Raw genomic sequence first — 23,678 nt, forward strand, 5'->3', positions numbered from 1 at the left:
GACCGTATATCTATGCAGTACTCAGCGTGCCATCTCCTCCTTGAGCGCCGCCACGAACCCGTCCACATCCTCCTCCGTGGTGTCGAAGGAGCACATCCAGCGGACGTCGCCGGCCGCCTCGTCCCAGAAGTAGAAGCGGTAGCGCTTCTGGAGGCGTTCGCTCACGTCGTGCGGGAGGCGGGCGAAGACGGCGTTGGCCTGCACCGGGTGGAGGATCTCCACGCCGTGGACGGCGCGGACGCCGTCGGCGAGCCGCCGGGCCATCTCGTTGGAGTGGCGGGCGTTGCGCAGCCAGAGGTTCTTCGACAGCAGGGCCTCCAACTGCACCGACACGAAGCGCATCTTGGAGGCGAGCTGCATGGACAGCTTGCGCAGGTGCTTCATATGACGGACGGCGTCCTGGTTGATGACGACGACCGCCTCGCCGAACATCGCGCCGTTCTTGGTGCCGCCCAGGGAGAGCAGGTCGACGCCGACCGCGTTGGTGAACGTCCGCATCGGGACGTTCAGGGAGGCGGCGGCGTTGGCTATCCGGGAGCCGTCCAGGTGCACCTTCATGCCGTGCGCGTGGGCGTGCTCGCAGATCGCGCGGATCTCCTCGGGCGTGTAGAGGGTGCCGAGTTCGGTGCTCTGGGTGATCGAGACGACCTGCGGCATCGCGCGGTGCTCGTCGTCCCAGCCGTACGCCTGCCGGTCGATCAGCTCGGGTGTGAGCTTGCCGTCGGGCGTGGGCACCGTGAGCAGCTTCAGCCCGCCGATCCGTTCCGGCGCCCCGCACTCGTCTACGTGGATGTGCGCGCTCTCGGCGCAGATCACCGCGCCCCAGCGGTCGGTGACCGCCTGGAGCGCGACCACGTTGGCGCCGGTGCCGTTGAAGACGGGAAACGCCTCGGCGGTGGCGCCGAAGTGGCTGCGGACGATCCGCTGGAGGTTCTCGGTGTACTCGTCCTCGCCGTACGCGACCTGGTGCCCGCCGTTGGCCAGGGCCAGGGCGGCGAGCACCTCGGGATGGACCCCCGCGTAGTTGTCGCTGGCGAAGCCGCGGATCTCCGGGTCGTGATGGCGTCGGGCGTCGGTCTTCGGAGGGTTCACGGCTTGTCGGTCAGCCACAGACGGTTCCCGTTCACTTCGGCGGCGGACTTCTCCCAGACACCGACGATGGCCTCGGCCAGTTCCTTGACGTCGGTGAAGCCCGCGAACTTCGCGTTGGGTCGGTCGGCGCGCATCGCGTCGTGCACCAACGCCTTCACGACCAGGATGGCAGCCGCGGAGGTCGGCCCGTCCGGGCCGCCCGCCTTGCGGAAGTAGTCGGCCGTGGCCAGCGTCCACGCCTCGGCGGCGGCCTTGGCGGCGGCGTAGGCGGCGTTGCCCGCGGTGGGCTTGCTGGCGCCGGCCGCGCTGATCAGGACGTACCGGCCGCGCTCGCTGCGCTGCAGGGCCTCGTGGAAGGCGAGGGAGGTGTGCTGCACGGTGCGGATGAGCAGCATCTCCAGGAAGTCCCAGTCGTCGAGGCTGGTCCTGGTGAAGGTCTCACTGCCGCGCCAGCCGCCGACGAGGTGGACGAGGCCGTCGACGCGCCCGAAGTCCTTCTCGATGCGGGTGGCCCAGTCCCGGGTCGACTGCAGGTCGAGGAGGTCGACCGTGTCGCCCACGACGGTGGCGCCGCCGTGCGCGTAGCGGGCCGCGTCCACGGCCTCGGAGAGCCGCTCGGGGTCGTTGTCGGAGCCGACGACGATCGCGCCCGCTTCGGCCAGCCGCAGCAGGGCCGCCCGGCCGGCGGGTCCCCCCGCGCCGGCCACCGCGATCACCGCGCCACTCAGTGCACCGTTGCCGTTCTGCATGGTCTTCGCCTCCTGAGCAGCGTCTGTGACGTCCGCGAATCCGGCGCTCACGCGGCGACCCGCTCGGCGTTCGCCGCGGTGATGCCCTTGGTGGAGGCGATCACTGTCTTCAGCTTCTTGGCGAGCGCCTCATAGAACATGCTGAGCGGAAACTCGTCCGGAAGCACGTCGTCGACGAGTTTTCGCGGCGGCTGCGTCAGATCCAGGGCGTCCGGGCCCTTGGCCCAGCGGGATCCCGGGTGCGGGGCGAGGTACGTCGCGACCAGCTCGTACCCGGCGAACCAGTGGACGAGCTTCGGGCGGTCGATGCCGTCGCGGTAGAGCTGCTCGATGTCGGCGCAGAGCTGGTTGGTGACCTGCGGGGCACGCTGCCAGTCGATGTGCAGCTTGTTGTCGGTCCAGCGGACGACGTCGTGCTTGTGCAGGTAGGCGAAGAGGAGCTGGCCGCCGAGGCCGTCGTAGTTGCGGACCCGCTCGCCGGTGACCGGGAAGCGGAACATACGGTCGAAGAGGACCGCGTACTGCACGTCACGGGCCTGCGGGACGCCGTCGGCCTCCAGCTTCACGGCCTCCTTGAAGGCGGTGAGGTCGCAGCGCAGCTCTTCGAGGCCGTACATCCAGAACGGCTGGCGCTGTTTGATCATGAAGGGGTCGAAGGGCAGGTCGCCGTGGCTGTGGGTGCGGTCGTGGACCATGTCCCACAGGACGAAGGCCTCCTCGCAGCGCTTCTGGTCGTGGACCATCGCGGCGACGTCCTCGGGCAGGTCGAGGCCGAGGATGTCGACGGCGGCGTCGGTGACACGGCGGAACCGGGCGGCCTCGCGGTCGCAGAAGATGCCACCCCAGGAGAAGCGGGCCGGGGCCTCGCGCACGGCGATGGTCTCCGGGAAGAGGACGGCCGAGTTGGTGTCGTAACCGGCGGTGAAGTCCTCGAAGGTGATGCCGCAGAACAGCGGGTTGTCGTAGCGGGTGCGCTCCAGCTCGGCCAGCCACTCCGGCCAGACCATGCGCAGCACGACCGCTTCGAGATTGCGGTCGGGGTTGCCGTTCTGCGTGTACATCGGGAACACGACCAGGTGCTGGAGGCCGTCCGCGCGGCTCGCGGCGGGCTGGAAGGCCAGCAGCGAGTCGAGGAAGTCGGGCACCTCGAAACCGTCGTCGGCCCAGCGCCGCAGGTCCTTGACGAGCGCCTCGTGATAGGCGGCGTCGTGCGGCAGCAGCGGGGACAGGGCCTCGACGGCCCCGATGACGCCCTGCACCGCCAGCGCGGCCTCGGCCGGATCGGGGGCGTCCTCGGCGTCGAAGTCGATCGAGCCGTCCTTGGACTGCCATGGCCGGATCCGCTCCACGGCATCCTTGAGCACGGGCCAGGCCGGGTGTTCCACCACCCTGTTGACCGAAGGAACAACGCCCTCCGCGCCCATCTGCACAAGAATTTCCGTCATGACCCATCCTCCACGGGATAAACTTTCGTAAGGACACCGTACGTAGCGGAGGTTCCCCACCGCAAGACCGATCTTGACCGGTCCTGCCGGAAATCCTCCCGCCACCCCCTCTACCTAACCGCTGAATCTCCTGTCACACGCGTCATAGATCACAATTCGTGCGCCTCGCTCCCCGTGTGGAGGCCTCCGGGGTCAACGCGCACCGGACTCGCCCACTCACGGATGACCCGGTCGGTACGGGGCAGGTGCGGAAACGGTCCTGTCCTGCGACGTGGCACGGCATGACACGACCCGAAAGGGCTCGTGCACATACGGATCCATCGCACGGCTGGAGGACTACGCTGCGCCCCAGCCGCGTGCCGCCCCTCCCCCGGTCACGCGGGCCGAGCCGCCGTCGACGGAAGCGAGTCAACCTTGAACTTCCTCACCATCGGTCACCGCGGAGTCATGGGTGTCGAACCCGAGAACACCCTCCGTTCGTTCATGGCCGCCGACCGCGCGGGCCTCGACGTCATCGAACTCGATCTGCATCTGAGCAAGGACGGCGCGCTCGTCGTCATGCACGACGCGGATGTGGACCGGACGACGGACGGCACGGGCCCGATCTCCGACAAGACCCTCGCCGAACTGCGCGCCCTGGACGCGGGCCGCGGCGAGCGCGTCCCCACCTTCGAGGAGGTCCTGGACGCGGTACGGGCACCGCTCCAGGCCGAGATCAAGGACACGGCGGCGGCTCGCTCCCTCGCCGAGGTCATGCACCGGCGTGACCTGGTGGGACGGGTCGAGGTGCTGTCGTTCCACGACGAGGCGGTCGCCGAGATCGCCCGGCTCGTGCCCGGCGTACGCACCGCGCTCGTCGCCAGCCGCTACGGCCCCGATGTCGTGGACCGGGCGGTGGCGGTGGGCGCCGCCACGCTCGTGCTGAACATCCGGCGGCTGACGCTGGAGGTCGTCGAGAAGGCCCGCAAGGCGAACCTGCGGATCATCGGCTGGGTGGTGAACACCCAGGACCACCTGCGCCTGGTCCGCGCGCTCCAGCTGGACGGCGCCACGACCGACTACCCGGACATCAAACGCACGGGACGCTTCACGGCATAGGACCCCGCGCCCGCGGCGTGCTCCGCCGGACAGGCCCAGGTCTCAGACGAGTTCCTTGACCAGCAGCTCGAACCTCAGGCCCGCGCGCCGCGGGATGCCGAAGCGCTCGTCGCCGTACGGGAACGGGGTCATCCGTCCCGTACGGCGGTAGCCGCGGCGCTCGTACCAGGCGATGAGGTCGTCGCGTACGGAGATCACGGTCATGTGCATCTGCCGGGCGCCCCAGGCCTCGCGCACGATCCGCTCGGCCTCGGCGATGATCACCTTGCCGAGACCGGCGCCCTGGAGGTCCGGGCTCACCGCGAACATCCCGAAGTAGGCGTGGTCACCGCGGTGTTCGAGCTGGCAGCAGGCGACGACCACGCCGTCCCGCTCGATGGCGAGCAGCCGGCTGTCGGGCGACTTGATGACCGCCAGGACGCCCTCCGGGTCGGTCCGCTGCCCTTCGAGGATGTCCGCCTCCGTGGTCCACCCGACCCGGCTGGAGTCCCCGCGGTACGCCGACTCGATCAGCGCGACGAGGACGTCCACGTCACCGTCGCCCGCGTCACGGAAGGTCAGGCCGGTGGCGGCGGTCTCCATGGGCTGCTCCTGACGGGCGTCTGTGCGGCTCGAACACGCACGAGGGTAACCGCAGCCGCGCCCCGAAACGGACGCGGGGAACCGCGCGAGCGGCCCCACTCACCCGCACCCGAAACACCGCGTCTCCGACGCCTACGCTCGACACATGATCCACGTACTGAGCAGCCGCACCCTTCTCCGCCCCACCGACCCCGAGCGTTCCCGCGCCTTCTACGGCGAGAAGCTTGGACTCCCCGTCTACCGAGAGTTCGGTACGGGCGACCACCGGGGCGTCGTGTACTTCCTCGGCGGCGGTTTCCTGGAGGTCGCGGGCCGCTCGGAGACCCCGCCGTCGCCCGCGCTGAAGCTGTGGTTGCAGGTGGCGGACGTGGCGGCGGCGCACGAGGAGCTGCTGGCGGCCGGGGTGGAGGTGCGGCGGCCGCCGGTGCGGGAGCCGTGGGGGCTCATCGAGATGTGGATCGCCGACCCGGACGGCACGGAGATCGTGCTGGTGGAGATCCCGACGGACCATCCGCTGCGGTACCGGCCGGGCATCTGACGCGTCGCACCCCGGTGGCCGGGCAGGGGCTCGGGCATAGCGTGCTGGAAGGGGTTCCCGTCCCCGATTCCTCCCGATCCCCGTCCGGAAGGAACACCATGAAGCTCGACGAGCCGGTGACCGGTGGGCCCTGCTGGACCGAGCTGGGGACCGGCGACCTGGGGGCGGCGAACCGGTTCTGCACCGAGCTGTTCGGCCGGCGCCCGGCGCGGTGGCCCTGGCCCGGCTGCTCGGTCGCCCCGGCGCGCCCGACCTGGGCTTCCCGCACGACTTCCTGCGTGAGCCCGTCATCCCCCGGAACGGAACGGAACGGGTGCAGGCCCGCTGGGTCGAGATCCGCGACCCGCGTACGACGGCCCCAGCTGGGGCCGTCGTCCCCTTCCCGTCCGCCTCGCGTTCCCGTCCGCCTCGCGACGACGTGTCCTAGGCGCGCGGCAGCCCCAGGCGGCCTTCCAACTGGATGAGCAACTCACCGAGCAGTACGGCTAGTTCGCGGCGGTCGTCGGTGTCGACGCCGGAGAGTACGGCCTTCTCGTAGGCCAGTTGTTCCGGCATGACGCCGTCCACGAGGTCGCGGCCGGTGTCGGTGAGGCGGACGTGGGCGACGCGGCGGTCACGGGAGTCGCCGCGTCGCTCGACGAGTCCGCGCTCGGTGAGCACCTTGAGGCGTTTGGTGACGGCGGCGCCGGAGGCGAAGGTCTCCCGGGCGATCTCACTGGGGGTCAGCTCGTGGCCGGTGCGCCGCAGGGTGCCGAGGACGTCGAACTCGGGGCGCGTGAGCCCGGCGTGCCGCAGGGGCGCGTCCTCGGCCTGTTGCAGGAGCGCGGCGCAGCGGTTGACCCGGCCGATGATCTCCATCGGGGCGGTGTCGAGACCGGGGTGCACCGTGTGCCACTGGCGCACCACCTTGGCCACCGTGTCCCCCAGAGCCGCGCCGCTCCCCGCTGCCCGCCCGTTGCCTGCCGTCATGCCCGTGCGCCCTCCGATGCCTGGAACCCGTGCTGTCGTACCGTCGCGGCGAGCGTACGGTGTCCGGCCTGCTCGACGTGCGTCACCCGCTCCGACGGCCAGGCGCGTTGCCACCATTCGCCGCTCGCGGCGTCGGTGACGGCACGCAGTTCGACGAGGGCGGCGGAGAGGGCACGGCGGGCGGCACGCAGTGCGCCGGGCGCGGCGTCCGGGTCGGCGGCCGTGCGGACCGTGTGCGCGCGGGCGCGCTCCACGGCGGCGAGGGCGTGGGCGACGCGGTCCCCGGCGCGCCGGTTGGTGACGGCGACCGCCGCGAGGAAGCCGACCAGGGCGCCGACGAGGGTGTCCAGGAGCCGGTCGGCGATCAGCTCACCGGGGTTGCCGTAGCGGACGAACTCGGTGACGAGCAGGGCCATCGGGGTGACGCAGATGCTGCCGAGCCAGTAGTTGCGGCTGATCAGGGCCTCGGCGCCGAAGCCGAGGGCGAGGCAGCACAGGACGAGCGCCGCCGGGCCGAGGTGGGCGAGCGGGACCAGGGCGGCGAAGGCCAGCACCCCGGCGAGGTTGCCGACGACACGCTGGACGCCCCGGCTCCAGGTGAGGGTGAGGTTCGCCTGGTAGAGCGAGGCGGCGGTGACCAGGGCCCAGTAGGGACGGCCGACGCCGATCGCGAGGGAGGCGTACCCGGCGAGGGCGCAGCCGACGGCGGTGCGGACGGCGAGGGGGGTGAGCGGGCCGAGCCTGCTCCACAACGGGGCGCGCCCGCCCGCGAGTTCAGACTCGACGTCGAGCAGTTCGCCGGCCGCCTCCGCCGGGGCGGTGGCTCGTGGGAGGGGTCCGGCACCGCGCAGTTCGCGGGCCCGGGCCCGCAGTCGGCCGGGGTCGGCGTCGACGGGCGCGGCGAGCGCGACGTCGGCGCGGACCAGGAGCGCTTCGAGGGCCCGTCGGGGTTCGGTGCGAGCGCCGGCGGTGAGCAGTGTCTGCCAGGCGGCGTGCACGGCGGTCGCGGCGACGGCGCGGGACCCCGGCTGGCGCGCGTGTGCCGCCTCGATGTGGGCGGCCACCGCGTTCAGGGCCTGGGCGGTGGCACGGCGCTCCGGCCCGTGCGGGCGCAGGAGGCCGGGGGCCATGCAGACGAGCCAGGCCCAGACGCCCGCGACGGCGGACGCGGCGAGGTGGCCGGGGACCTGGGCGAGGGTCTGGGGCAGGAAGAGGGCCGCCGAGGTGACGAAGGTGAAGATCACGTTGGCGGGCGGCCCGATCCGGCTCGCGTCACAGAGCGCCTTCTGCGCGGCGGCGAGGAGCGCGCCCACGGTGACCAGCACCACCGCGTTCGGGGTGAGCGCGGCGGCGACCAGGGCGACCGCCAGGCCGGCGACCATGCCGAGCACCACCCGGGCAAGGGTCCGGGCGCGGGCGGCGTAGGGGCGGTTGTGGGCGTAGAGCGCGCACAGGGACCCGGCCATCGTGTACACCGCCAGGTCCAGGCGGTGGAGGGCCAGCAGCGTCAGGTTCGGCGGGGCGGTCGCCGCGACGACGCTGAGTGCGGGCTTGAACCAGATCTCGGAGGGGCGGTTCGCCCGGAGGACACCGGAGAGCGGAAGGCGGCGGGCACGGGGAGGTCTGACGCTGCGCATTCCATAACCTTAGCTGGTGTTTTATTCGTGAAATATATTGCGCGACTGTGGCACTCGTCTCCGTGGCGCACTCCCGCACGCTCCCCCGCGTACACCCTTGCGCTCGTATGCGCGCCATCGGGCCCGGGCATGCCCTGACCGACTGTCCGAGCTCACTCTCAGCACTGACCGACGTCGTCGAACGGGGAGGTGCGCGGTGCACGGACCGGTTTCGGCCGGCTGGCTGCTGGTCGCGCTGTGCGCGGTGACCGGGGGCTACTGCCTGCTGCGGATGCGCAGCGCCGTCGAGGAGCAGCGCCTGGCCGCGGGCGGCGAGGCGCTGATGGGGTTCGGCATGGCCGTGATGGCCGTGCCCGCCGCGGCCGTCGCGCCGCCGCGCTGGGCCTGGCTCGCCTACGCGGTCGTGTTCGGCGCGGCGGCGGTGCGCGCGCTGTGGTCGGCCCGCACGAGCGCGCACCATCTGCACCACTTGGTGGGCGCCCTCGCGATGGTCTACATGGCCGCGGTGATGGTCGCCTCGCCGGGCGGTGGCCACGGCGGCGCGGGCCTCCCCCTGGTGACCGGCGTGCTGCTGGTGTACTTCGCCGGCTATGTAGTGTGGGCGGGCGTCCGGCTCATGCCCGTACCGGCCACGACGGGGGCGCGGGTTCCGGTCGCCGGGGCTACGGGGTGGGGCGACCGGCCGGAGCTGGCGCGGGCCTGCCGGCTGTCCATGGGCATCGGGATGCTGGCGATGCTGCTGACGGTCTGAGCGGCCGGACGGGTGTGCCACCAGCCGTGAACCGTGAGCTGTGAGCTGTGAGCTGTCAGCTGTCAGCTGTGAGGTGTGAGCTGTCAGCTGTCAGCTGTGAACAGCGGTTCGTCCGGCCGTGGGTTGTACGTGAGGGTGGGGTGCGTCACTTCGGTGGCTCGGCCCGTGTCGCCGTGCACCGGCCCGCTCATAGGCTGCGCCTCATGATGGTCCCCGCGGCGTTGTTGCTGCTCGGCGCCCTGACCGCCGTCGTCGCCCCGCGGCTGCTGGCCCGCGCCGACTGGCCGGACCGTGAACCTGTGGTCGCCCTGTGGGTGTGGCAGTGCGCGGTCGCGGCCGTGCTCCTGTGCTGCGCGCTGTCGATGGCGCTGAGCGCGGCCGCCGCCTGGACGGTGGTGCGCGGGCGGATGTTCGCGCCCGCGCCGGACGGGGTCGTGGAGGCGTACGCGCTGGGCGGCGGGGGCCCCTGGGCCGTGGCCACCGCCGTGGCACTCGCGTGCGGCGGACTGTGGACCGGGGCGATGCTGGTCCGCGAGGTCGTCCGGGCCCAGCGGCAGCACCATCGACGCCACGCCGAACTCCGCCTGCGCGCCCCGCTGTTGCCCGGCGAGAAGCCGGAGGGCGAGCGGCTGGTGGTGGTCGAGGGCGAGCGGCCGGACGCCTGGTGGCTGCCCGGTCCCACACCTCGACTGGTCATCACCACGGCCGCGTTGCGCCGACTGGAGGGGCGGCAGGTGGACGCGGTGGTGGCCCATGAGCAGGGGCACGCGCGGGCGAGGCACCACTGGCTGCTGCACTGTTCGGCGGCGCTGGCGGGCGGGTTTCCCCGGGTGCCGGTGTTCGCCGCGTTCCGCGACGAGATGCACCGGCTGGTCGAACTCGCCGCCGACGACACGGCCTCCCGCCGCCACGGCCGCCTCACCATCGCCCTCGCGCTCGTCGGCCTCAACGAGGACCGGGGTGTGTTCGGGCCCTGCCCGACCCCCGAGGACCATGTGCCGCAGCGGGTCCACCGGTTGCTCGCTCCCCCGGAACGCCTCACTCCGGCGCGGCGGCTGCGGCTGACCGCGTGCGCCGCCCTGGTTCCGGTCGTGCCGGTGTTGGTGGCTTTCGTCCCGGCGTTGCGGGCACTCGGTAGGTCGTGACATGGCAAAGAAGGCACAAAGCGCAGCCCAAGAACAACGCACGACGCGACGACTTTGCTCCGGTCGCGGCGCGTGACAGTGATCTCACGCCCCGGCGTTGGCCTGAGGCCCCGCGAGTCGGCCAGGATCGCTGTATGCACACCCCCACCGTCGACTCGCCGCCCCACCGGCCGTCGACCACCCGCACCGCCCGCTTCGCCGCGGCCTTCGCGGCGCCCTCCGTCCTGCTGCTCGTCCTGGTCGCGCTCTCCTGGGGGCCGCTCATGTCGCTGGACGAGAGCATCGCGAACACCACCCACGGATGGGCCGTCGACGAACGGGGCGTCACCCACGCGTTCCGCATCCTGACGGACTGGGTCTGGGACCCGGTGACGATGCGTCTGCTGGCCGCGGCCGCCGCCGTCTGGCTGGTGTGGCGCCACAGGGAATGGTGGCTCGCCCTCTGGCTGGCGGTCACCTGCGCGGTGGGTACGGCGATGCAGCAGGCGTTGAAGGCGGCCGTCGGCCGGGAGCGGCCGGCGTGGCCCGACCCCGTCGACTCCGCCCACTACGCCGCGTACCCGTCGGGCCACGCCATGACGGCCACGGTCGTCCTCGGGCTGCTGGTGTGGCTCCTGCACCGGTACGGCGCCGGCCCGGTCCTCATACGGACGGCCCTGGCGGTGGCCGCCGTCTCCGTCGTGGGTGTCGGCGCGACCCGGATCTGGCTGGGCGTGCACTGGGCGTCGGACGTCGTGGCCGGCTGGCTCCTGGGCGGTCTGACGATCGCGCTGGCGATGCTGACGTACGAGAAGTGGCTTGCCCCGACGCGCGCTTGACCGGGTCCGGGCGGGCACGAAGGATCGACGGCATGACGATCAAAGGGGTCCTGTGCGTCGATGGATGGTCAGGCCGGGCGTAGCGGAATGGCGTTGAAGGTGTGGACCACCCAGATGCGGCGGGTGGTTTCGGCCGGGTAGGGCGTGACGGCGGTAGGGCGTGACGCCGGGGTCGGTGTCGATGGGCTGGGTGAGACGCTGCTCGGTCTCGTACTCGGGCCGGCCGCCGTGGCGGGCCCGGCCATCGGTGTGGCAGATCCCGACCGGCGTGATCTTCGCCGGCATCCCGCCGGGCCGGGATCATCGATGTCAATGTCCCCGACATGGAAAACAGGCCACCGACTGAAGCGATCAGTCGTGCTGCTCGGCATCCAGCAGTGCCAGGGCGGTGCGGATGCCCTGTTCGAGAAGCTCGTCGGCGAGCTGCTGATCGGTCAGGGCACGGGAGAGTTGCAGGGTCCCGGCCAGCATGCCGAGGAGGCTGAGTGACTTCAGACGCGCCGACGGCGGATCGTGGGGTGCCAGGCGGGCGGCGAAGCCGTCGATGAGGACCAGCGCGCCCTCGGTGTATGCCTGCCTGGTGGGATCCGTGGAGCGTGCGATCTCGTCGAGCAGGGCGGCATTGGGGCAGCCGTCCTCGATGTTGTCGCGCTGCTCGGTGGAGAAGTACCAGCGCACCAGCTGTTCGAGTCCGGCACGGCCGGGCGCCGCCCGCGCGACGATGTTCGCGTGCTGTGCGCGCATCTGGTCGGCGACCGCGGTGGCGACGAGTTCGTCCTTGGACGCGAAGTAGGCGTAGAAGGTGCCGTTGGTCAGGCCCGCGTCCTTCATGAGGGTCGCGACTCCGGAGCCGTCGATGCCGTCCTGCTTGAGCCGGCGGCCGGCCGTCGCGATGATCCGCTGCCTTGTCTCCTGTTTGTGTTCTTTCGTGTACCGCGCCATGTGTTCCTCCATGGCAGCCGGGGCTTGCGCCCCGGCTGCCGCCCTGGTCAGGTCAGTGTGCCGCGCCTGCGAGGGGAGCGGCGAAGTTGATCCTCGCGGTCTGCAGTTTCGGGTCGTGGGGCTCGGGGACGCCGCCGTCGGTGATGTACAGCCGGTCGCCGCGGACCGCGGTCGCGGAGGGTGAGGCGAGACCGTCCGCGCTGGTCAGGACGGGCTTGTAGGTGCCGTTCGGGTAGATCACCACGACCCTGTCCGGACCGTTCTGCGAGGAGGAGCCGTTCTGCGCCGCGAAGACCACATCGGAGCGGGGGGTCAGGAAGCTGAGATCGTCGATGTTGGGCAGGCCGCCCGCGACGAGGCGGATGGGACCGGCCGAGCCGGTGGCGGTGACCGGTACCCGCAGCAGGGTGCCCTTGTTGAAGTTGCTGACCCACAGAGCGCCGTTGTGGAACCTGAGCCCGTTGGCGCCGATCGGCAGGGCCTCGGTCGGCACCGGCGCCAGAGCGGCATCGGTCAGCCACGGAGTCACCGATCCGCCCGAGACGGGAACGGACCAGATGGTGCCCTTCAGGCTGTCGGCGATGTAGAGGGTGTGTCCGGCCGAGTCGATGGCCAGCCCGTTGGGGCCCGAGTCGGCGGGCAGAGCGGCGATGCGCTGAGGGGTACCGTCCACAAGCAGCTCGTACACGCCGTTCCTGGCCGCGTTGCCCGGGGCCCACACGCTGTAGTAGACGGTGCCGTCACTGCCACGGGTGTTGCCGCTGATCGCCTCGCCCACCTGCCCGGTGACGAGCACCGTGCGCTCTCCGGACGGGGAAATACGCATCAGCTGCGGCCCATGGGTGCGCTCGCACACCGCGCAACTGCCGAGCAGGGACAGGGTCACCGAGCCGTCGGGGTTGACGGTGATGTTCTCGGGGATCTCGCCGGCGGCGTAGTCGAACGTCGCCGCGGTCGTTACGTCGGTGACAATGGGGCCGCGATACCAGTGTCCCGTCCCTGCGGACGCGGACGGCGCCGAGACCAGGACGGTCGCCGTCGCGGTGACCGCCAGCGCGATGCCCACGTTCCTCTCCAGGAAACGCCGTGCGCTCGACGCACCGCGCCGGACCGTTTGCTGGTGTTGCTGCTGCATGACTCTCCTCGGTACATCAGCGAGTGACTGATCGATGGGTCAGGGGCTTTGGGGACATCAGGGATGTCGGGAGGGATGTCGGGGGACATTCGGTCTGCAGCGGCACCCTTGGAGCCGGACCGGGACGTCGCCGGACCGGGATGTCAGCCGGGCAGGCGGTTGTTCTTGCGGATCCGCTGGTCGAACGTTCCGGCGGGGACGAGGCGGCGCGCCGTGGTGACGCGCGAGGCCGGCGGGCCGGCGGTGTAGCGCGGCTTCGGCTTCTCGTCGGTGGCCGCCGGTGACGATCGCCTTGGCGAGGTGGGGCCGTCGCCGTCCTTCACCGCATCCGCCATCACCCCGTCGGAGACGCGCCGTCACTTTCGGACGGGTTCGGGCACGCGAAAGGTGGGCGTCAGTTCGGCATCCGGTTGAACCTGCGGACGATGCGGTCGAAGATCCGGGGCGGAAGGACGCGGTGGAACACGCTGATGCCTGCGGCCGTCGAGCCGGCGGTGCGCCGCAGTTTCGGGTTCCGGTCGGTGGCCGCCGCGACGATCACCTTGGCCACGACGGCGGGATCGTCACCGCCGCTGAGGTTCTTCGCCAGCACCTCGTCGAAGGTGCGCCGTCCCGACGCGTAGAGCGCCAACGGGGTGTCGCCCTGCATGCTGTGGTCCCCGAACGGGGTGTTGATCGGGCCGGGCTCGACGAGCAGGATCCGGACGCCGTGCTCGCGGACCTCGTGGTCCAGCGACCCGGAGTAGCCCTCGACCGCGTGCTTGGTCGAGGTGTAGATGGCCATGAACGGGCTGGGGACGAACCCGCTGAGGGAGGAGACGTTGATGACGCGTCCGCGCCGTTGAGTGCGCATGTGCGGCAGAACCGCCTTGGTCATCCGCATGACGCCGTAGACGTTGACGTCGAAGACCTCCTGCGTCCGGGCTACGGAGAACTCCTCGGCCGCGCCGTTGGCGCCGACGCCGGCATTGTTGACCAGGACGTCGATGCGCCCGAACCGGCCGATCACCTGCTTGACCACGGAGGCGACCGATTCGTCGCTGGTCACGTCGAGGTCGAGGTAGGTCACCCCGGCGGGCGCGGTGACTCGCGCGGTGTTGCGAGCGGTTCCGATCACCTCGAAGCCCGCCGCGGCGAAGGTGCGGGCCGCCTCCTTGCCGACCCCCGATGAAGCGCCTGTCACGAGTGCCACCGGCCGAGTTGCCGCCATCACGGTCCCCTTTACTTGAATTACGTTCGTAAGTCTTACGTTCGTACGACCATAGGGCGGTCGTCGGTCAATGGCAAGTGGTCATGCCCGGAGCTCCGAGAAGATCTGAGAAAGGTCCGGAACGTGGGGCGTGATCGTGGCGCTGGCGGTGAGCCCGGAGGCGTCATCCGCTGGTCGGGAACGGGTCGTCGCAGTCGGTGTTCACCGGCTCTCCTCGAAGAAAACGGATCCGTCACCGTGTCCGTCACCGTGTCCGTCAAGATGTGGCCTGGCGTCGTTGAACTCGGGTTGTCGGCAGTGGCTCGGGGCGGCAGCAGCCCTTTAGCCTTTCAAGCGAATGGACCTGTACGGACGGTGCCAGGAGCAGGCGAGCGGCGAGGGGGCGGACCGGTTCCTGATCGGCGTGGCCGTACTGCCGCCGCCGTGAGGACGGAACCCTTCTCCGCGATCCGTAGGTCGATCCGCCTTCCTTTCGGTCGGCCTCACAGTGCGCCCTTCAGCGCTCGTGCCTGCCGGCGCCAGAACTCCCGCGAGACCTCGGCCTTGGGGAATACCAGGTCGAAGCCGTGGAAAGCGCCGGGGATGACGTCGAGGTCGCAGGGGACGCCGCTGTCACTGAGCCGGCGCGCGTACTCGACGTCTTCGTCGTGGAAGAGATCGAGGGTGCCGACGCCGATCCAGGCCGGAGGAAGACCGGTGAGATCCTCGCGGCGGGCCGCAGCGGCGTACGGGGAGACGTCCGGGCCCGCGACGGCGTCGCCGAGGTAGGACGACCAGCCGTACCGGTTGCTCTTGGGCGTCCAGACGCGCACCTTGAGGGTGTCCAGGTCGGTTCTCGTCGTCGTGCGGTCGTCCAGCATGGGGTAGAGGAGCAGTTGGAACACCGGCCGGATCTCGGCCCGGTCGTGGGCGAGCAGCGCGAGGGCGGCGGCGATTCCGCCGCCGGCGCTGGCGCCGCCGATCGCGATGCGATCGATGTCGATGTTCAGGTCGCCCGCGCGCTCGGCCAGTCCACACAGTCCGGCGTAGGCGTCCTCGACCGCGGCGGGCGCGGGATGGTCCGGCCCCAGTCGACATCGAAGGGGCTGACCGGACGCGGCCGAGTGCGACGCCACCGCCCGAGCCCGCAGCGACCTGGTCGACGAGCCGCTTGCACGGTCGGCCACGAGACGCCGGACCGATGCGACGCGGGAGGACGAGTCGACGTCGGCGGCATTCGACGAGGCCGTCGCCGCAATCCCCGAGGTTCCACAAGCGCAACGCCGCTGCGGCGATACCGACTGCCTTGTGCACAGCGTGGCCGCCGACCTCGCCGACTAGCGGAAGCTTCACGAAGGGCAGCTGACCAGACTGCCGGGTGTACGGAAACCGACCTTCACCATCGTCATGAGGCACATCGTCGAGGCGCACCCTTTCCCCACCATAAACGACGCCCGGCCACCCCACCCGGCTCAGCACTGAGCCGCATACGGGCGACGCGGAGAAGGTGTGCGGCCCCGCCGGCCGACGGTTTGGAGCGCCCGTGGCGCACGTGCGGTCGGCTCGAGTAGGCGGCTCGGGCGGCGAAGCAGTCGCCGTCCGCCAGGGAGGACGTCTGCCATGGGCTCGTTGTCGGGAAAACCCTAGGTCCGATGCCGGACGTCGAAGTGCGCGGAGTGCGCGGTCAGCTTGCCGAGCAACTCGATGAGGGTCTGCCGCTCGTCCTCACTGAGGGCGCCCGCCCACTCCTGTTCACGTGCGTTGTGCGCCTGGAAGGCAGTGGTGATCGCCTGCACGCCGGCCTCGGTGAGGCCGAGCTGGACCGCACGCCCGTCGTAGGAGGCGCGCTCCTTGCTCACCAGGCCGTCCCGTTCCAGTGTGTTCACCAGCGCCGACACGGCGGCTCGGCTCATGCCGGACAGTTCCGCGACCTTCTTCGCCTCGACCGGGCCCGACAGCCAGATGGCGAACAGCACTCGGAAGCCGGGCCACGACCAGCCGCGAGGCCTGTGTACGGCGGATTCGAGGTCGTAGACGAGCATGTTGGCCGCGCGGTGGAGGGTGAGCACCAGCCGCATGGCGAGCGGGTCGATGCCGGGGAGTTCCCGCGAGGCCCGCTCGACGGCGTGGTCGATGAACGACCAGAAGTGCAGGTGGTCGGCGTCCAGCGGTTCCGGTTCCTGGGTCACAGTCGGAGTCTAGGTCGGACGGCTTCATGGGACCGCACTCGGGAAGCAGGGCATGCGTCGGCACCCCGTCCAGGTTCCCGGACCGTAGAAAATCCTTCGGTCGAGGGCTTCCCCAGAGATGCCGACGGGGGTACGGTCCCCAATTAGTCAAAGCATTGATTACATGCTCTGAGCAGTAGTCGTCCTGTTTTGTCCCCTGGGTCTGTCAGGGGACAGGTCTCCTCCCGGCCGTGCGTCCCGATGTGCGGCCGGGTAGCCCCGGCCGTTCCTCCCTCTCCGTCGACGGGCACGGTCCGGCGCGCGATCGATCCCAAGGAGCCTCGTATGCCCGAAGCACTCGCTCCCCCCAGTCCCGGCGCGCTGCGTGCCTGCATGTCCCGTTTCGCCACCGGCGTCACAGTGGTGTCGTACGCGACCGACAGCGGTCCGCGGGGCGCCACCATGAACTCCTTCACGTCCGTGTCCGCCGAACCGCCGCTGGTGCTGGTGAGCGTCGCCCGCCGGGCCCGCTGCCACGACCAGTTGGCCGACGGGCCCTTCTGCGTGAACATCCTCGGTGCCGAACAGGAGCAGTTGGCCCGGCTGTTCGCGGGAGCCCGGAGCGCCGCGGAGCCCCGCTGGGCAAAGGGCGCGCGCGTCCCCCGGCTGGCCGACCCGCTCGCCTGGGTGGAGTGCGAGCCCTGGCGCGCGTACGACGGCGGCGACCACACCCTGGTCCTCGGCCGCGTCACCGACCTCGGTCACCGCGACGGCGACGCCCTGACCTACGCCTGGAGCCGTTTCGCGTCCACGACCGAGTCGACCGACGGCATCGAGCACCTCTTCTGAAGCTCTTCCGCCCGTCCCACCCCCTCCCGAGCCCCACCGCACTCCCCAGGAGAACCGCCATGGCCGCACGCACCGGCAAGGAATTCCTCGATCGCCTCTCCCAGTCCCGCCCCACCGTGCACATCCAGGGCGAGACGCTCACCGGAGGAATTCAGGAACACCCCGCTTTCCGCAACGTGGTGCGCACCTACGCCGAGCTGTACGACCTCCAGCACAGCGACGAACACAAGGACGTCCTCACGTACGCCTCCCCCACCTCCGGTGAGCCGGTCGGCACGTCCTTCCTCACTCCGCGCACACCCGACGATCTCGTCAAGCGCCGTAAGGCGTTCAAGGTGTGGGCCGACCATGGCAACGGCATGCTGGGCCGCACCGGCGACTACATGAACAGCTCCCTGATGGCGCTCGCCTCGGCCGCCGACTGGTTCGCCCAGGCCAATCCCGCCTTCGGCGAGAACATCCGCCGCTACTACGAGAAGGCCCGCGAAGAGGATCTGCTGTGCACGCACACGCTGATCCCGCCGCAGGTCAACCGGGCGGTGGCGGGCACCCAGCAGGCGGGCGGCAAACTCGCGGCACGCATCGTGAAGGAGGACGACAACGGCGTGGTGATCCGCGGGGCGCGCATGCTCGCCACCATCGCCCCCTTCGCCGACGAGATGCTCGTCTTCCCCTCGACCGTGCTCCGCGGCACGCCCGAGGACAAGCCGTACTCGTACGCCTTCGCCATCCCCAACGACACCCCCGGCCTGCGCTACATCGCCCGCGAGCCCCTCGACTACGACCGCCCGCGCCACGACCACCCCCTCGCCTCCCGCTTCGAGGAATCGGACTGTGTGGTCGTCTTCGACGACGTGCACGTGCCCTTCGAACGCTGCTTCGCCCTCGGTGACGCCGAGCTGTGCAACGGCTTCTACTCCCAGACGTCCTCCGTGGTGCACATGACCCACCAGGTCGTCACCCGCACCACCGCCAAGACCGAGTACATCCTGGGACTGGTGACCCTGCTCACGGAGGCCATCGGCATCGAGCAGTTCCAGCACGTCCAGGAGGACATCGCCGAGATCATCACCACCCTGGAGACGCTGCGCGCCTTCCTGCGCGCGGCGGAAGCCGACGCCGAGGTCAACGAGTACGGGGTGCTGACCCCGGCCTGGGCCCCCCTCAACGCCGCCCGCAACCTCTACCCCAAGCTGTACCAGCGCTTCCCGCAGATCCTGCGCAAGCTCGGCGCCTCCGGCCTGATGGCCACCCCGACCGAACTGGACATCACCGGCCCGGCGGCCGCCGACATCGAGGCCTACCTCCAGTCGGCCACCCTCACCGGCGCCGAGCGCGTGAAGCTCTTCCGTCTCGTCTGGGACACCTGCATCTCCGCCTTCTCCAGCCGCCAGGCCCTGTACGAGTACTACTTCTTCGGTGACCCTGTCCGGATGGCGGGCGCGTACGTGAAGTCGTACGACCGTGAGCCGTACAAGGCGAAGGTCCAGGACTTCCTGAATCAGCGCAGCCTGGAGCGCTCCTGATGACGCACCCCCTGGGGAACCCTCCGTCGAAGATCATCGCTGTTCACCTCAACTATCCCAGCCGGGCCAGGGAGCGCGGCCGGATCCCGGCCCAGCCCTCCTACTTCCTCAAGCCCCCCTCGTCGCTGGCGGGCACCAAGGAGGCCATCGTCCGCCCGGAGGGGTGTGAACTGCTCGGGTTCGAGGGCGAGATCGCCCTGGTCGTCGGCGGCCGGGCCCAGCGGGTGCGGCCGGAGGACGGCTGGGCGCACGTGCGGTGGGTGACCGCCGCGAACGACGCCGGGGTCTACGACCTGCGGTATGCCGACCGCGGCTCCAACCTCCGCTCCAAGGGCGCCGACGGATTCACGCCGATCGGGCCGCGGCTGCTGGACGCCCGCCAACTCGACCCGGCCGCACTTCGGTTGCGTACCTGGGTCAACGGCGAACTCGTACAGGACGACACCACCGACACCCTCCTTTTCCCCTTCGGACAGCTCGTCGCCGATCTGTCGAGACTGGTCACCCTGGAGCCCGGGGACGTCATCCTTACGGGCACTCCGGCCGGCGCGTCCGTCGTCTCCCCCGGCGACACGGTGGAGGTCGAGGTCACCGGCGGCGGACAGTCCACCGGGCGGCTACGCAACCCCATCGCCTCCGGGCCCGCCCTGGAGACGTACGGCGCGATGCCGAGGACGGACGCGGCCGAACGCGAGGCCGCCCACGGAGCCGCGTTCACCCCCGAGCCTCCCCCAGCTACCGCTGGGAGGTGCCCCCAGCTCGACGAACGCGTCGAGGACGGACTGCGTTCGGTCGCGGTCGCCACACTCAGCGCGCAGTTGCGGGGGCGCGGACTGCCGCACATGTCCATCGACGGGGTACGTCCCGCACGGCCGGACACGAAGATGGTCGGCGTCGCCCACACGCTGCGCTACCTGCCGCTGCGTGAGGACCTGTTCAAGCGGTACGGCAACGGCATGAACGCCCAGAAGCGGGCCGTCGAGCAGCTGCGACCCGGTCATGTGCTGGTCATGGACGCCCGCCGGGACACCTCCGCCGGCACGCTCGGCGACATCCTCGCCCTGCGCGCCCAGCAGCGCGGCGCGGCCGGGGTGGTCACCGACGGAGGCCTGCGCGACAGCGTCGCCGTCACCGAACTGGGGCTGCCCGTCTACCACGGCGGAGCCCACCCCTCCGTCCTCGGCCGCCGCCATGTGCCGTGGGACACGGGAGTGCCGATCGCCTGTGGCGGAGCCCTCGTACAGCCCGGCGACCTGCTGGTGGGAGACGCGGACGGCGTGGTCGTCGTGCCGCCCGACCTGGCCGAGGACCTGATCACCGACTGCCGGGAGCAGGAACAGAAGGAGCGCTTCATCACCGAGCAGGTGCGTGCCGGACACGGCATCGACGGCCTGTATCCCCTCGGTCCCGACTGGCACGAGATGTACGAGCGGTGGCGCAAGCAGCACAGCACGCAAGGAGAGCCCACATGAAATTCCGCAGCGACCCGTCCGCCATCCGCGGCTCCATCGCTCCCGCCATCACCCCCTTCACCTCGGACGGAGCCGTCGACCACGACAGCCTGCGCGCGCTGATCCGCTTCCAGCTGGAGTCCGGTTCGCACGGCATCTCGCTGGGCGGCTCCACCGGCGAGCCCAGCGCGCAGAGCGTGGCCGAACGGATCGCGGGGATGCGGACGGCGGTCGAGGAGATCGACGACCGCGTCCCGTTCCTGCCCGGGACCGGATCACACAAGCTCGACGAGACCCTAGAACTCACCGCCGCCGCAGCGGAGTTGGGCGCCGACGCCGCGCTCGTCATCACGCCGTACTACGCGCGCCCCACGCAGGAGGCGTTGTACCAGTGGTACGCGACCGTCGCACAGGAGTTCCCGGACCTGCCGATCGTCGCCTACAACGTGCCCTCGCGCACGGCCGTCGACATCGCGCCCGAGACGGTGAAGCGGCTGTTCACCGACTTCGAGAACTTCGTGGGCGTCAAGGAGACCACCAAGGACTTCGAGCACTTCTCGCGCGTGTTGCACGCCTGCGGGCGCTCACTGCTCGTCTGGTCGGGCATCGAGCTGCTGTGCCTGCCGCTTCTCGCGCTCGGCGGTGCGGGTTTCGTCTCGGCCGTCGCGAACCTGGCGCCCGGTGCGGTGGCTCGGATGTACGAGCTGTGGGAGGCGGGCGATTTCGACGGTGCCCGCGATCTCCACTACCGCCTGCACCCGCTCGTCGACCTCCTGTTCGTCGAGACGAACCCGGCGCCGGCGAAGTGGGTGCTGCACCAGCAGGGACGTATCGAGTCACCCCATGTCCGCCCGCCGCTCACCTCCCCCACCGACGCGGGCCTGTCCAAGATCCGCGCGCTGCTCCGCGAGGGCGGAGACCTCACCCAGCAGATCGGAGCCGTGCAGTGAGCACCACCCCTGAGCACCTTCCCTCCACCCCTGAGCACCTTCCCGCCGTGATCCCGCACTGGATCGGCGGTGCCTTCGTCGACGCCGCGGACGGACGCACCTTCGACGTCGCCGACCCGGTCTCCAACACGGCCTACGCGCAGGCCGCGCGTGGCTCCGCGGCCGACGTGGACCGGGCGGTGACGGCCGCCCGGGTCGCGTTCCCGGAGTGGGCCGGGCTGTCCAACCGGGCACGCGCGGGTGTCCTGTACCGGATCGCCGACGCCGTCGAGGCCCGTCATGACCGGCTCGCCGCCTTCGAGTCGTACGACTCCGGGCTGCCGATCACGCAGGCCCGCGGCCAGGCGCGGCGCGCCGCCGAGAACTTCCGCTACTTCGCGGATGTCATCGTGGCCCTCGGCGAGGAGGCGTTCCGGCAGGGCGACGACCAGTTCAGCTATGTGGTGCGCACACCGGTGGGGGTCGCCGGGCTGATCACTCCCTGGAACACGCCGTTCATGCTGGAGAGCTGGAAGCTGGCACCCGCGCTGGCGTCCGGCTGCACGCTGATCCTGAAGCCGGCCGAGTGGACCCCGCTGTCCGCGTCGCTGTGGCCGGAGATCTTCGAAGAGGCAGGCGTGCCCGCCGGGGTGGTGAACATCGTCCACGGCATCGGCGAGGAGGCCGGCCAGGCCCTCGTCGACCACCCGGACGTGCCGCTGATCTCCTTCACCGGCTCCTCCGACACAGGTCGGCACATCATCCGGTCCTCCGCCGAGCACCTGAAGACGGTGTCGATGGAGCTGGGCGGCAAGTCCCCGGTCGTCGTCTTCGCCGACGCCGACCTGGAGGCCGCGCTGGACTCGGTGGTCTTCGGCGTGTTCTCCCTCAACGGGGAGCGCTGTACGGCCGGTTCACGCGTACTCGTCGAGCGCCCGCTGTACGAGGAGTTCACCCGGCGACTGGCGGAGCGGGCCGCGAACGTACGGGTCGGGCTTCCGTCCGACCCGGCCACCGAGGTCGGCGCACTGGTACACCCCGAACACTACGAGCGCGTCCTGAACTACGTGGAGATCGGCCGGAAGGAGGCCCGACTGGTCGCCGGCGGCAGCCGCCCCGAGCACCTCGCGGACGGCAACTACCTCCAGCCCACCGTCTTCGCCGACGTCGAACGCGACGCCCGTATCTTCCAGGAGGAGATCTTCGGCCCGGTCGTGGCCGTCGCTCCCTTCGACGACGAGACCGAGGCCGTGGAACTCGCGAACGCCACGCAGTTCGGTCTGGCCGCCTACGTCTGGACCTCGGACCTCAAGCGCGGCCACCGCATCGCGCACGCGGTCGAGTCCGGCATGGTCTGGATCAACTCCCACAACGTCCGTGACCTGCGCACCCCCTTCGGCGGGGTCAAGGCCTCCGGCGTCGGCCGCGAGGGCGGCGCCCACAGCATCGACTTCTACACCGAATCGAAGATCGTCCACGTCGCCCTCGCCGAGGTGCACACCCCCCGCTTCGGAGCCACCTCATGACTGCCTCGAACGCCCCGGACGTCGTCCGGTCCGCCTACGCCCAGCTCGCCGTCACCGACCTCGGTGCCGCCCGCTGGTTCTGGGTCGACATGCTCGGCTTCCACATCCAGTACGAGGACACCGAGTCGCTGTACCTGCGCGGCACGGACGAACTCACCCACCACTCGCTGGTGCTGCGCAAGGGCGACCTGGCGGCCCTCGACCACATCGCCTACCGCGTACGCACCCCCGAGGACGTCGACAAGGCGGAGAAGTTCTTCACCGAACTCGGCTGCCCGGTCAAGCGGTTGAAGAAGGGCGAGGGCACACACGGTGTCGGCGACGCGGTCCGCGTCATCGACCCGCTCGGCTTCCCCGTGGAGTTCTTCCACGAGATCGAGCGCGCCGAGCGCCTCATCCAGCGCTACGACATCCGCCACGGCGCCGAGATCGCCCGCCTGGACCACTTCAACATCTGCACCCCCGACATCCCGGCCGCCTACGCCCACTACCGGTCCCTCGGCTTCGGCTGCTCGGAAACGATCGAGGGCGACGAGCACGAGCTGTACGCGGCCTGGATGTACCGCAAGCAGACCGTCCATGACGTCGCCTTCACGGGGGGTGCCGGGCCGCGTCTGCACCACCTCGGGGTGGCCACCCACGAGTCCCACCAGGTACTGCGCGCGGCCGACATCTTCGGCTCACTGCGCAAAGAGCACCACATCGAACGAGGCCCCGGCCGGCACGGCGTCTCCAACGCCTTCTACCTCTACCTGAGGGACCCCGACGGCCACCGCGTGGAGATCTACACCTCGGACTACTACACCGGTGACCCGGACCACGAGACGTACCGCTGGAACGTGCGCGACGACCGCCGCCGCGACTTCTGGGGCAACGCCGTCATCGAGTCCTGGTACAAGGAGGCCGTCCCCGTCCTCGACCTGGACGGACGCCCGCAGCCCGTGACCGACACCGTCCTCGACGAGTCCGCGGTTCAGGTGGGTGCGGACGGCCTCGGCTGATCATTCGGGGGGGGGTAGGGGGTAGGGGACCCGGAGGCGCTTCGCGCCCCTTCCGGGCCCCCTCGCCGCGCCCTCGACAGACAAGAAATCTTCCTATACACCCCATTCATCACACTTTGTAAAAACCGGATATGACAG

General features: G+C 70.5%; 23 protein-coding genes and 1 pseudogene. 12 read left to right on the top strand and 12 right to left on the bottom strand.

The genetic code is table 11. From position 1 onward, the window contains the following. Positions 1-21: 21 nt before the first annotated feature. From OG202_RS05470 to OG202_RS05480, 3 genes are read right to left on the bottom strand one after another with little or no spacing between them, the layout of a single operon-like run. The gene (locus OG202_RS05470; protein WP_327731131.1) at positions 22-1,092 is read right to left on the bottom strand and encodes a threonine aldolase family protein; all 1,071 of its coding nucleotides are present in this window, start codon (positions 1,090-1,092) and stop codon (positions 22-24) included. Continuing rightward, positions 1,089-1,841, bottom strand: coding sequence for an SDR family NAD(P)-dependent oxidoreductase (locus OG202_RS05475; protein ID WP_326584894.1), 753 nt, complete (start codon positions 1,839-1,841; stop codon positions 1,089-1,091). Before OG202_RS05475 ends, OG202_RS05470 begins: the two co-directional genes overlap by 4 nt. 47 nt (positions 1,842-1,888) lie before the next feature. Continuing rightward, entirely contained in the window at positions 1,889-3,286 is a 1,398-nt protein-coding gene (locus OG202_RS05480; RefSeq protein WP_328222367.1) for a DUF6421 family protein, read from the bottom strand. 414 nt (positions 3,287-3,700) lie between these two features. On the opposite strand from OG202_RS05480, the gene OG202_RS05485 reads away from it, so the two are divergent. Continuing rightward, positions 3,701-4,384 (top strand): glycerophosphodiester phosphodiesterase, encoded by a 684-nt coding sequence (locus OG202_RS05485; protein ID WP_326584892.1) that lies wholly within the window; start codon positions 3,701-3,703, stop codon positions 4,382-4,384. Between the two features lie 42 nt (positions 4,385-4,426). Here the strand turns inward: OG202_RS05485 and OG202_RS05490 are convergent, their stop codons facing one another. Then, entirely contained in the window at positions 4,427-4,966 is a 540-nt protein-coding gene (locus OG202_RS05490) for a GNAT family N-acetyltransferase (RefSeq protein ID WP_326584891.1), read from the bottom strand. A gap of 145 nt (positions 4,967-5,111) precedes the next feature. Between OG202_RS05490 and OG202_RS05495 the strand changes: the two genes are divergently transcribed. Both OG202_RS05495 and OG202_RS05500 read left to right on the top strand, forming a co-directional pair. Next, positions 5,112-5,504, top strand: coding sequence for a VOC family protein (locus tag OG202_RS05495; RefSeq protein WP_328222368.1), 393 nt, complete (start codon positions 5,112-5,114; stop codon positions 5,502-5,504). A gap of 98 nt (positions 5,505-5,602) precedes the next feature. Continuing rightward, positions 5,603-5,722: pseudogene (locus OG202_RS05500) on the top strand (VOC family protein); the annotation flags it as partial. Between the two features lie 205 nt (positions 5,723-5,927). Here OG202_RS05500 and OG202_RS05505 read toward each other — a convergent pair. Beyond that, the gene (locus OG202_RS05505; RefSeq protein ID WP_327731128.1) at positions 5,928-6,473 is read right to left on the bottom strand and encodes a MarR family winged helix-turn-helix transcriptional regulator; all 546 of its coding nucleotides are present in this window, start codon (positions 6,471-6,473) and stop codon (positions 5,928-5,930) included. Continuing rightward, positions 6,470-8,110, bottom strand: a complete 1,641-nt coding sequence (locus OG202_RS05510) for an FUSC family protein (RefSeq protein ID WP_328222370.1) — start codon at positions 8,108-8,110, stop codon at positions 6,470-6,472. The genes OG202_RS05505 and OG202_RS05510 overlap by 4 nt, the downstream gene beginning before the upstream one ends. A 196-nt stretch (positions 8,111-8,306) precedes the next feature. On the opposite strand from OG202_RS05510, the gene OG202_RS05515 reads away from it, so the two are divergent. The 3 genes from OG202_RS05515 (at position 8,307) to OG202_RS05525 (ending at position 10,824) form a co-directional block, all read left to right on the top strand. Beyond that, positions 8,307-8,861 carry a DUF5134 domain-containing protein gene (locus tag OG202_RS05515; protein WP_327731126.1) on the top strand — a complete coding sequence of 185 codons (555 nt, stop codon included), beginning with the start codon at positions 8,307-8,309 and terminating at the stop codon, positions 8,859-8,861. Positions 8,862-9,064: 203 nt separating this feature from the next. Beyond that, positions 9,065-10,006, top strand: coding sequence for a M56 family metallopeptidase (locus OG202_RS05520; protein WP_326584886.1), 942 nt, complete (start codon positions 9,065-9,067; stop codon positions 10,004-10,006). A gap of 134 nt (positions 10,007-10,140) precedes the next feature. Then, complete coding sequence (locus tag OG202_RS05525; protein WP_328222372.1) at positions 10,141-10,824, top strand: phosphatase PAP2 family protein; 684 nt, start codon at positions 10,141-10,143, stop codon at positions 10,822-10,824. Positions 10,825-11,175: 351 nt separating this feature from the next. Here the strand turns inward: OG202_RS05525 and OG202_RS05530 are convergent, their stop codons facing one another. The 6 genes from OG202_RS05530 to OG202_RS05555 form a co-directional block, all read right to left on the bottom strand. Next, complete coding sequence (locus tag OG202_RS05530) at positions 11,176-11,766, bottom strand: TetR/AcrR family transcriptional regulator (protein WP_326584884.1); 591 nt, start codon at positions 11,764-11,766, stop codon at positions 11,176-11,178. Between the two features lie 52 nt (positions 11,767-11,818). Beyond that, entirely contained in the window at positions 11,819-12,901 is a 1,083-nt protein-coding gene (locus tag OG202_RS05535; protein ID WP_328222374.1) for a hypothetical protein, read from the bottom strand. A 143-nt stretch (positions 12,902-13,044) separates the two neighbouring features. Beyond that, positions 13,045-13,236 (bottom strand): hypothetical protein, encoded by a 192-nt coding sequence (locus OG202_RS05540; RefSeq protein WP_327731122.1) that lies wholly within the window; start codon positions 13,234-13,236, stop codon positions 13,045-13,047. Between the two features lie 59 nt (positions 13,237-13,295). Then, the gene (locus OG202_RS05545; protein ID WP_327731121.1) at positions 13,296-14,111 is read right to left on the bottom strand and encodes an oxidoreductase; all 816 of its coding nucleotides are present in this window, start codon (positions 14,109-14,111) and stop codon (positions 13,296-13,298) included. Between the two features lie 482 nt (positions 14,112-14,593). Further along, positions 14,594-15,226 (bottom strand): alpha/beta hydrolase fold domain-containing protein, encoded by a 633-nt coding sequence (locus OG202_RS05550; RefSeq protein ID WP_328222375.1) that lies wholly within the window; start codon positions 15,224-15,226, stop codon positions 14,594-14,596. Positions 15,227-15,733: 507 nt separating this feature from the next. After that, positions 15,734-16,279 carry a MarR family winged helix-turn-helix transcriptional regulator gene (locus OG202_RS05555; RefSeq protein ID WP_327731120.1) on the bottom strand — a complete coding sequence of 182 codons (546 nt, stop codon included), beginning with the start codon at positions 16,277-16,279 and terminating at the stop codon, positions 15,734-15,736. 324 nt (positions 16,280-16,603) lie between these two features. Between OG202_RS05555 and OG202_RS05560 the strand changes: the two genes are divergently transcribed. From OG202_RS05560 to hpaD, 6 genes are read left to right on the top strand one after another with little or no spacing between them, the layout of a single operon-like run. Next, on the top strand, positions 16,604-17,107 hold the full coding sequence (locus OG202_RS05560) for a flavin reductase family protein (RefSeq protein WP_326584878.1): 504 nt from the start codon (positions 16,604-16,606) through the stop codon (positions 17,105-17,107). A gap of 59 nt (positions 17,108-17,166) precedes the next feature. Next, a complete protein-coding gene (gene hpaB / locus OG202_RS05565) occupies positions 17,167-18,633 on the top strand; it encodes a 4-hydroxyphenylacetate 3-monooxygenase, oxygenase component (RefSeq protein WP_326584877.1) in 1,467 nt (488 codons plus the stop codon). After that, complete coding sequence (locus OG202_RS05570) at positions 18,633-20,105, top strand: fumarylacetoacetate hydrolase family protein (RefSeq protein ID WP_327731119.1); 1,473 nt, start codon at positions 18,633-18,635, stop codon at positions 20,103-20,105. The genes hpaB and OG202_RS05570 overlap by 1 nt, the downstream gene beginning before the upstream one ends. Then, positions 20,102-21,034, top strand: coding sequence for a 4-hydroxy-tetrahydrodipicolinate synthase (dapA, locus tag OG202_RS05575; protein ID WP_327731118.1), 933 nt, complete (start codon positions 20,102-20,104; stop codon positions 21,032-21,034). The genes OG202_RS05570 and dapA overlap by 4 nt, the downstream gene beginning before the upstream one ends. After that, complete coding sequence (gene hpaE / locus OG202_RS05580) at positions 21,031-22,539, top strand: 5-carboxymethyl-2-hydroxymuconate semialdehyde dehydrogenase (RefSeq protein WP_328222378.1); 1,509 nt, start codon at positions 21,031-21,033, stop codon at positions 22,537-22,539. Before dapA ends, hpaE begins: the two co-directional genes overlap by 4 nt. Then, positions 22,536-23,540 carry a 3,4-dihydroxyphenylacetate 2,3-dioxygenase gene (hpaD, locus tag OG202_RS05585; protein ID WP_328222380.1) on the top strand — a complete coding sequence of 335 codons (1,005 nt, stop codon included), beginning with the start codon at positions 22,536-22,538 and terminating at the stop codon, positions 23,538-23,540. Before hpaE ends, hpaD begins: the two co-directional genes overlap by 4 nt. The last annotated feature ends 138 nt before the right edge of the window (positions 23,541-23,678 follow it).

Source organism: Streptomyces sp. NBC_00310 (genome assembly GCF_036208085.1).
GTDB lineage: Bacteria > Actinomycetota > Actinomycetes > Streptomycetales > Streptomycetaceae > Streptomyces.

What these genes read in the sequence shown, in the direction of transcription:
- OG202_RS05475 (WP_326584894.1), bottom strand. Translation starts at nt 1,841, where the DNA reads ATGCAGAACGGCAACGGTGCACTGAGTGGCGCGGTGATCGCGGTGGCC.
- OG202_RS05480 (WP_328222367.1), bottom strand. Translation starts at nt 3,286, where the DNA reads ATGACGGAAATTCTTGTGCAGATGGGCGCGGAGGGCGTTGTTCCTTCG.
- OG202_RS05490 (WP_326584891.1), bottom strand. Translation starts at nt 4,966, where the DNA reads ATGGAGACCGCCGCCACCGGCCTGACCTTCCGTGACGCGGGCGACGGT.
- OG202_RS05495 (WP_328222368.1), top strand. Translation starts at nt 5,112, where the DNA reads ATGATCCACGTACTGAGCAGCCGCACCCTTCTCCGCCCCACCGACCCC.
- OG202_RS05505 (WP_327731128.1), bottom strand. Translation starts at nt 6,473, where the DNA reads ATGACGGCAGGCAACGGGCGGGCAGCGGGGAGCGGCGCGGCTCTGGGG.
- OG202_RS05510 (WP_328222370.1), bottom strand. Translation starts at nt 8,110, where the DNA reads ATGCGCAGCGTCAGACCTCCCCGTGCCCGCCGCCTTCCGCTCTCCGGT.
- OG202_RS05520 (WP_326584886.1), top strand. Translation starts at nt 9,065, where the DNA reads ATGATGGTCCCCGCGGCGTTGTTGCTGCTCGGCGCCCTGACCGCCGTC.
- OG202_RS05525 (WP_328222372.1), top strand. Translation starts at nt 10,141, where the DNA reads ATGCACACCCCCACCGTCGACTCGCCGCCCCACCGGCCGTCGACCACC.
- OG202_RS05530 (WP_326584884.1), bottom strand. Translation starts at nt 11,766, where the DNA reads ATGGCGCGGTACACGAAAGAACACAAACAGGAGACAAGGCAGCGGATC.
- OG202_RS05535 (WP_328222374.1), bottom strand. Translation starts at nt 12,901, where the DNA reads ATGCAGCAGCAACACCAGCAAACGGTCCGGCGCGGTGCGTCGAGCGCA.
- OG202_RS05540 (WP_327731122.1), bottom strand. Translation starts at nt 13,236, where the DNA reads ATGGCGGATGCGGTGAAGGACGGCGACGGCCCCACCTCGCCAAGGCGA.
- OG202_RS05545 (WP_327731121.1), bottom strand. Translation starts at nt 14,111, where the DNA reads ATGGCGGCAACTCGGCCGGTGGCACTCGTGACAGGCGCTTCATCGGGG.
- OG202_RS05560 (WP_326584878.1), top strand. Translation starts at nt 16,604, where the DNA reads ATGCCCGAAGCACTCGCTCCCCCCAGTCCCGGCGCGCTGCGTGCCTGC.
- hpaB (WP_326584877.1), top strand. Translation starts at nt 17,167, where the DNA reads ATGGCCGCACGCACCGGCAAGGAATTCCTCGATCGCCTCTCCCAGTCC.
- OG202_RS05570 (WP_327731119.1), top strand. Translation starts at nt 18,633, where the DNA reads ATGACGCACCCCCTGGGGAACCCTCCGTCGAAGATCATCGCTGTTCAC.
- dapA (WP_327731118.1), top strand. Translation starts at nt 20,102, where the DNA reads ATGAAATTCCGCAGCGACCCGTCCGCCATCCGCGGCTCCATCGCTCCC.
- hpaD (WP_328222380.1), top strand. Translation starts at nt 22,536, where the DNA reads ATGACTGCCTCGAACGCCCCGGACGTCGTCCGGTCCGCCTACGCCCAG.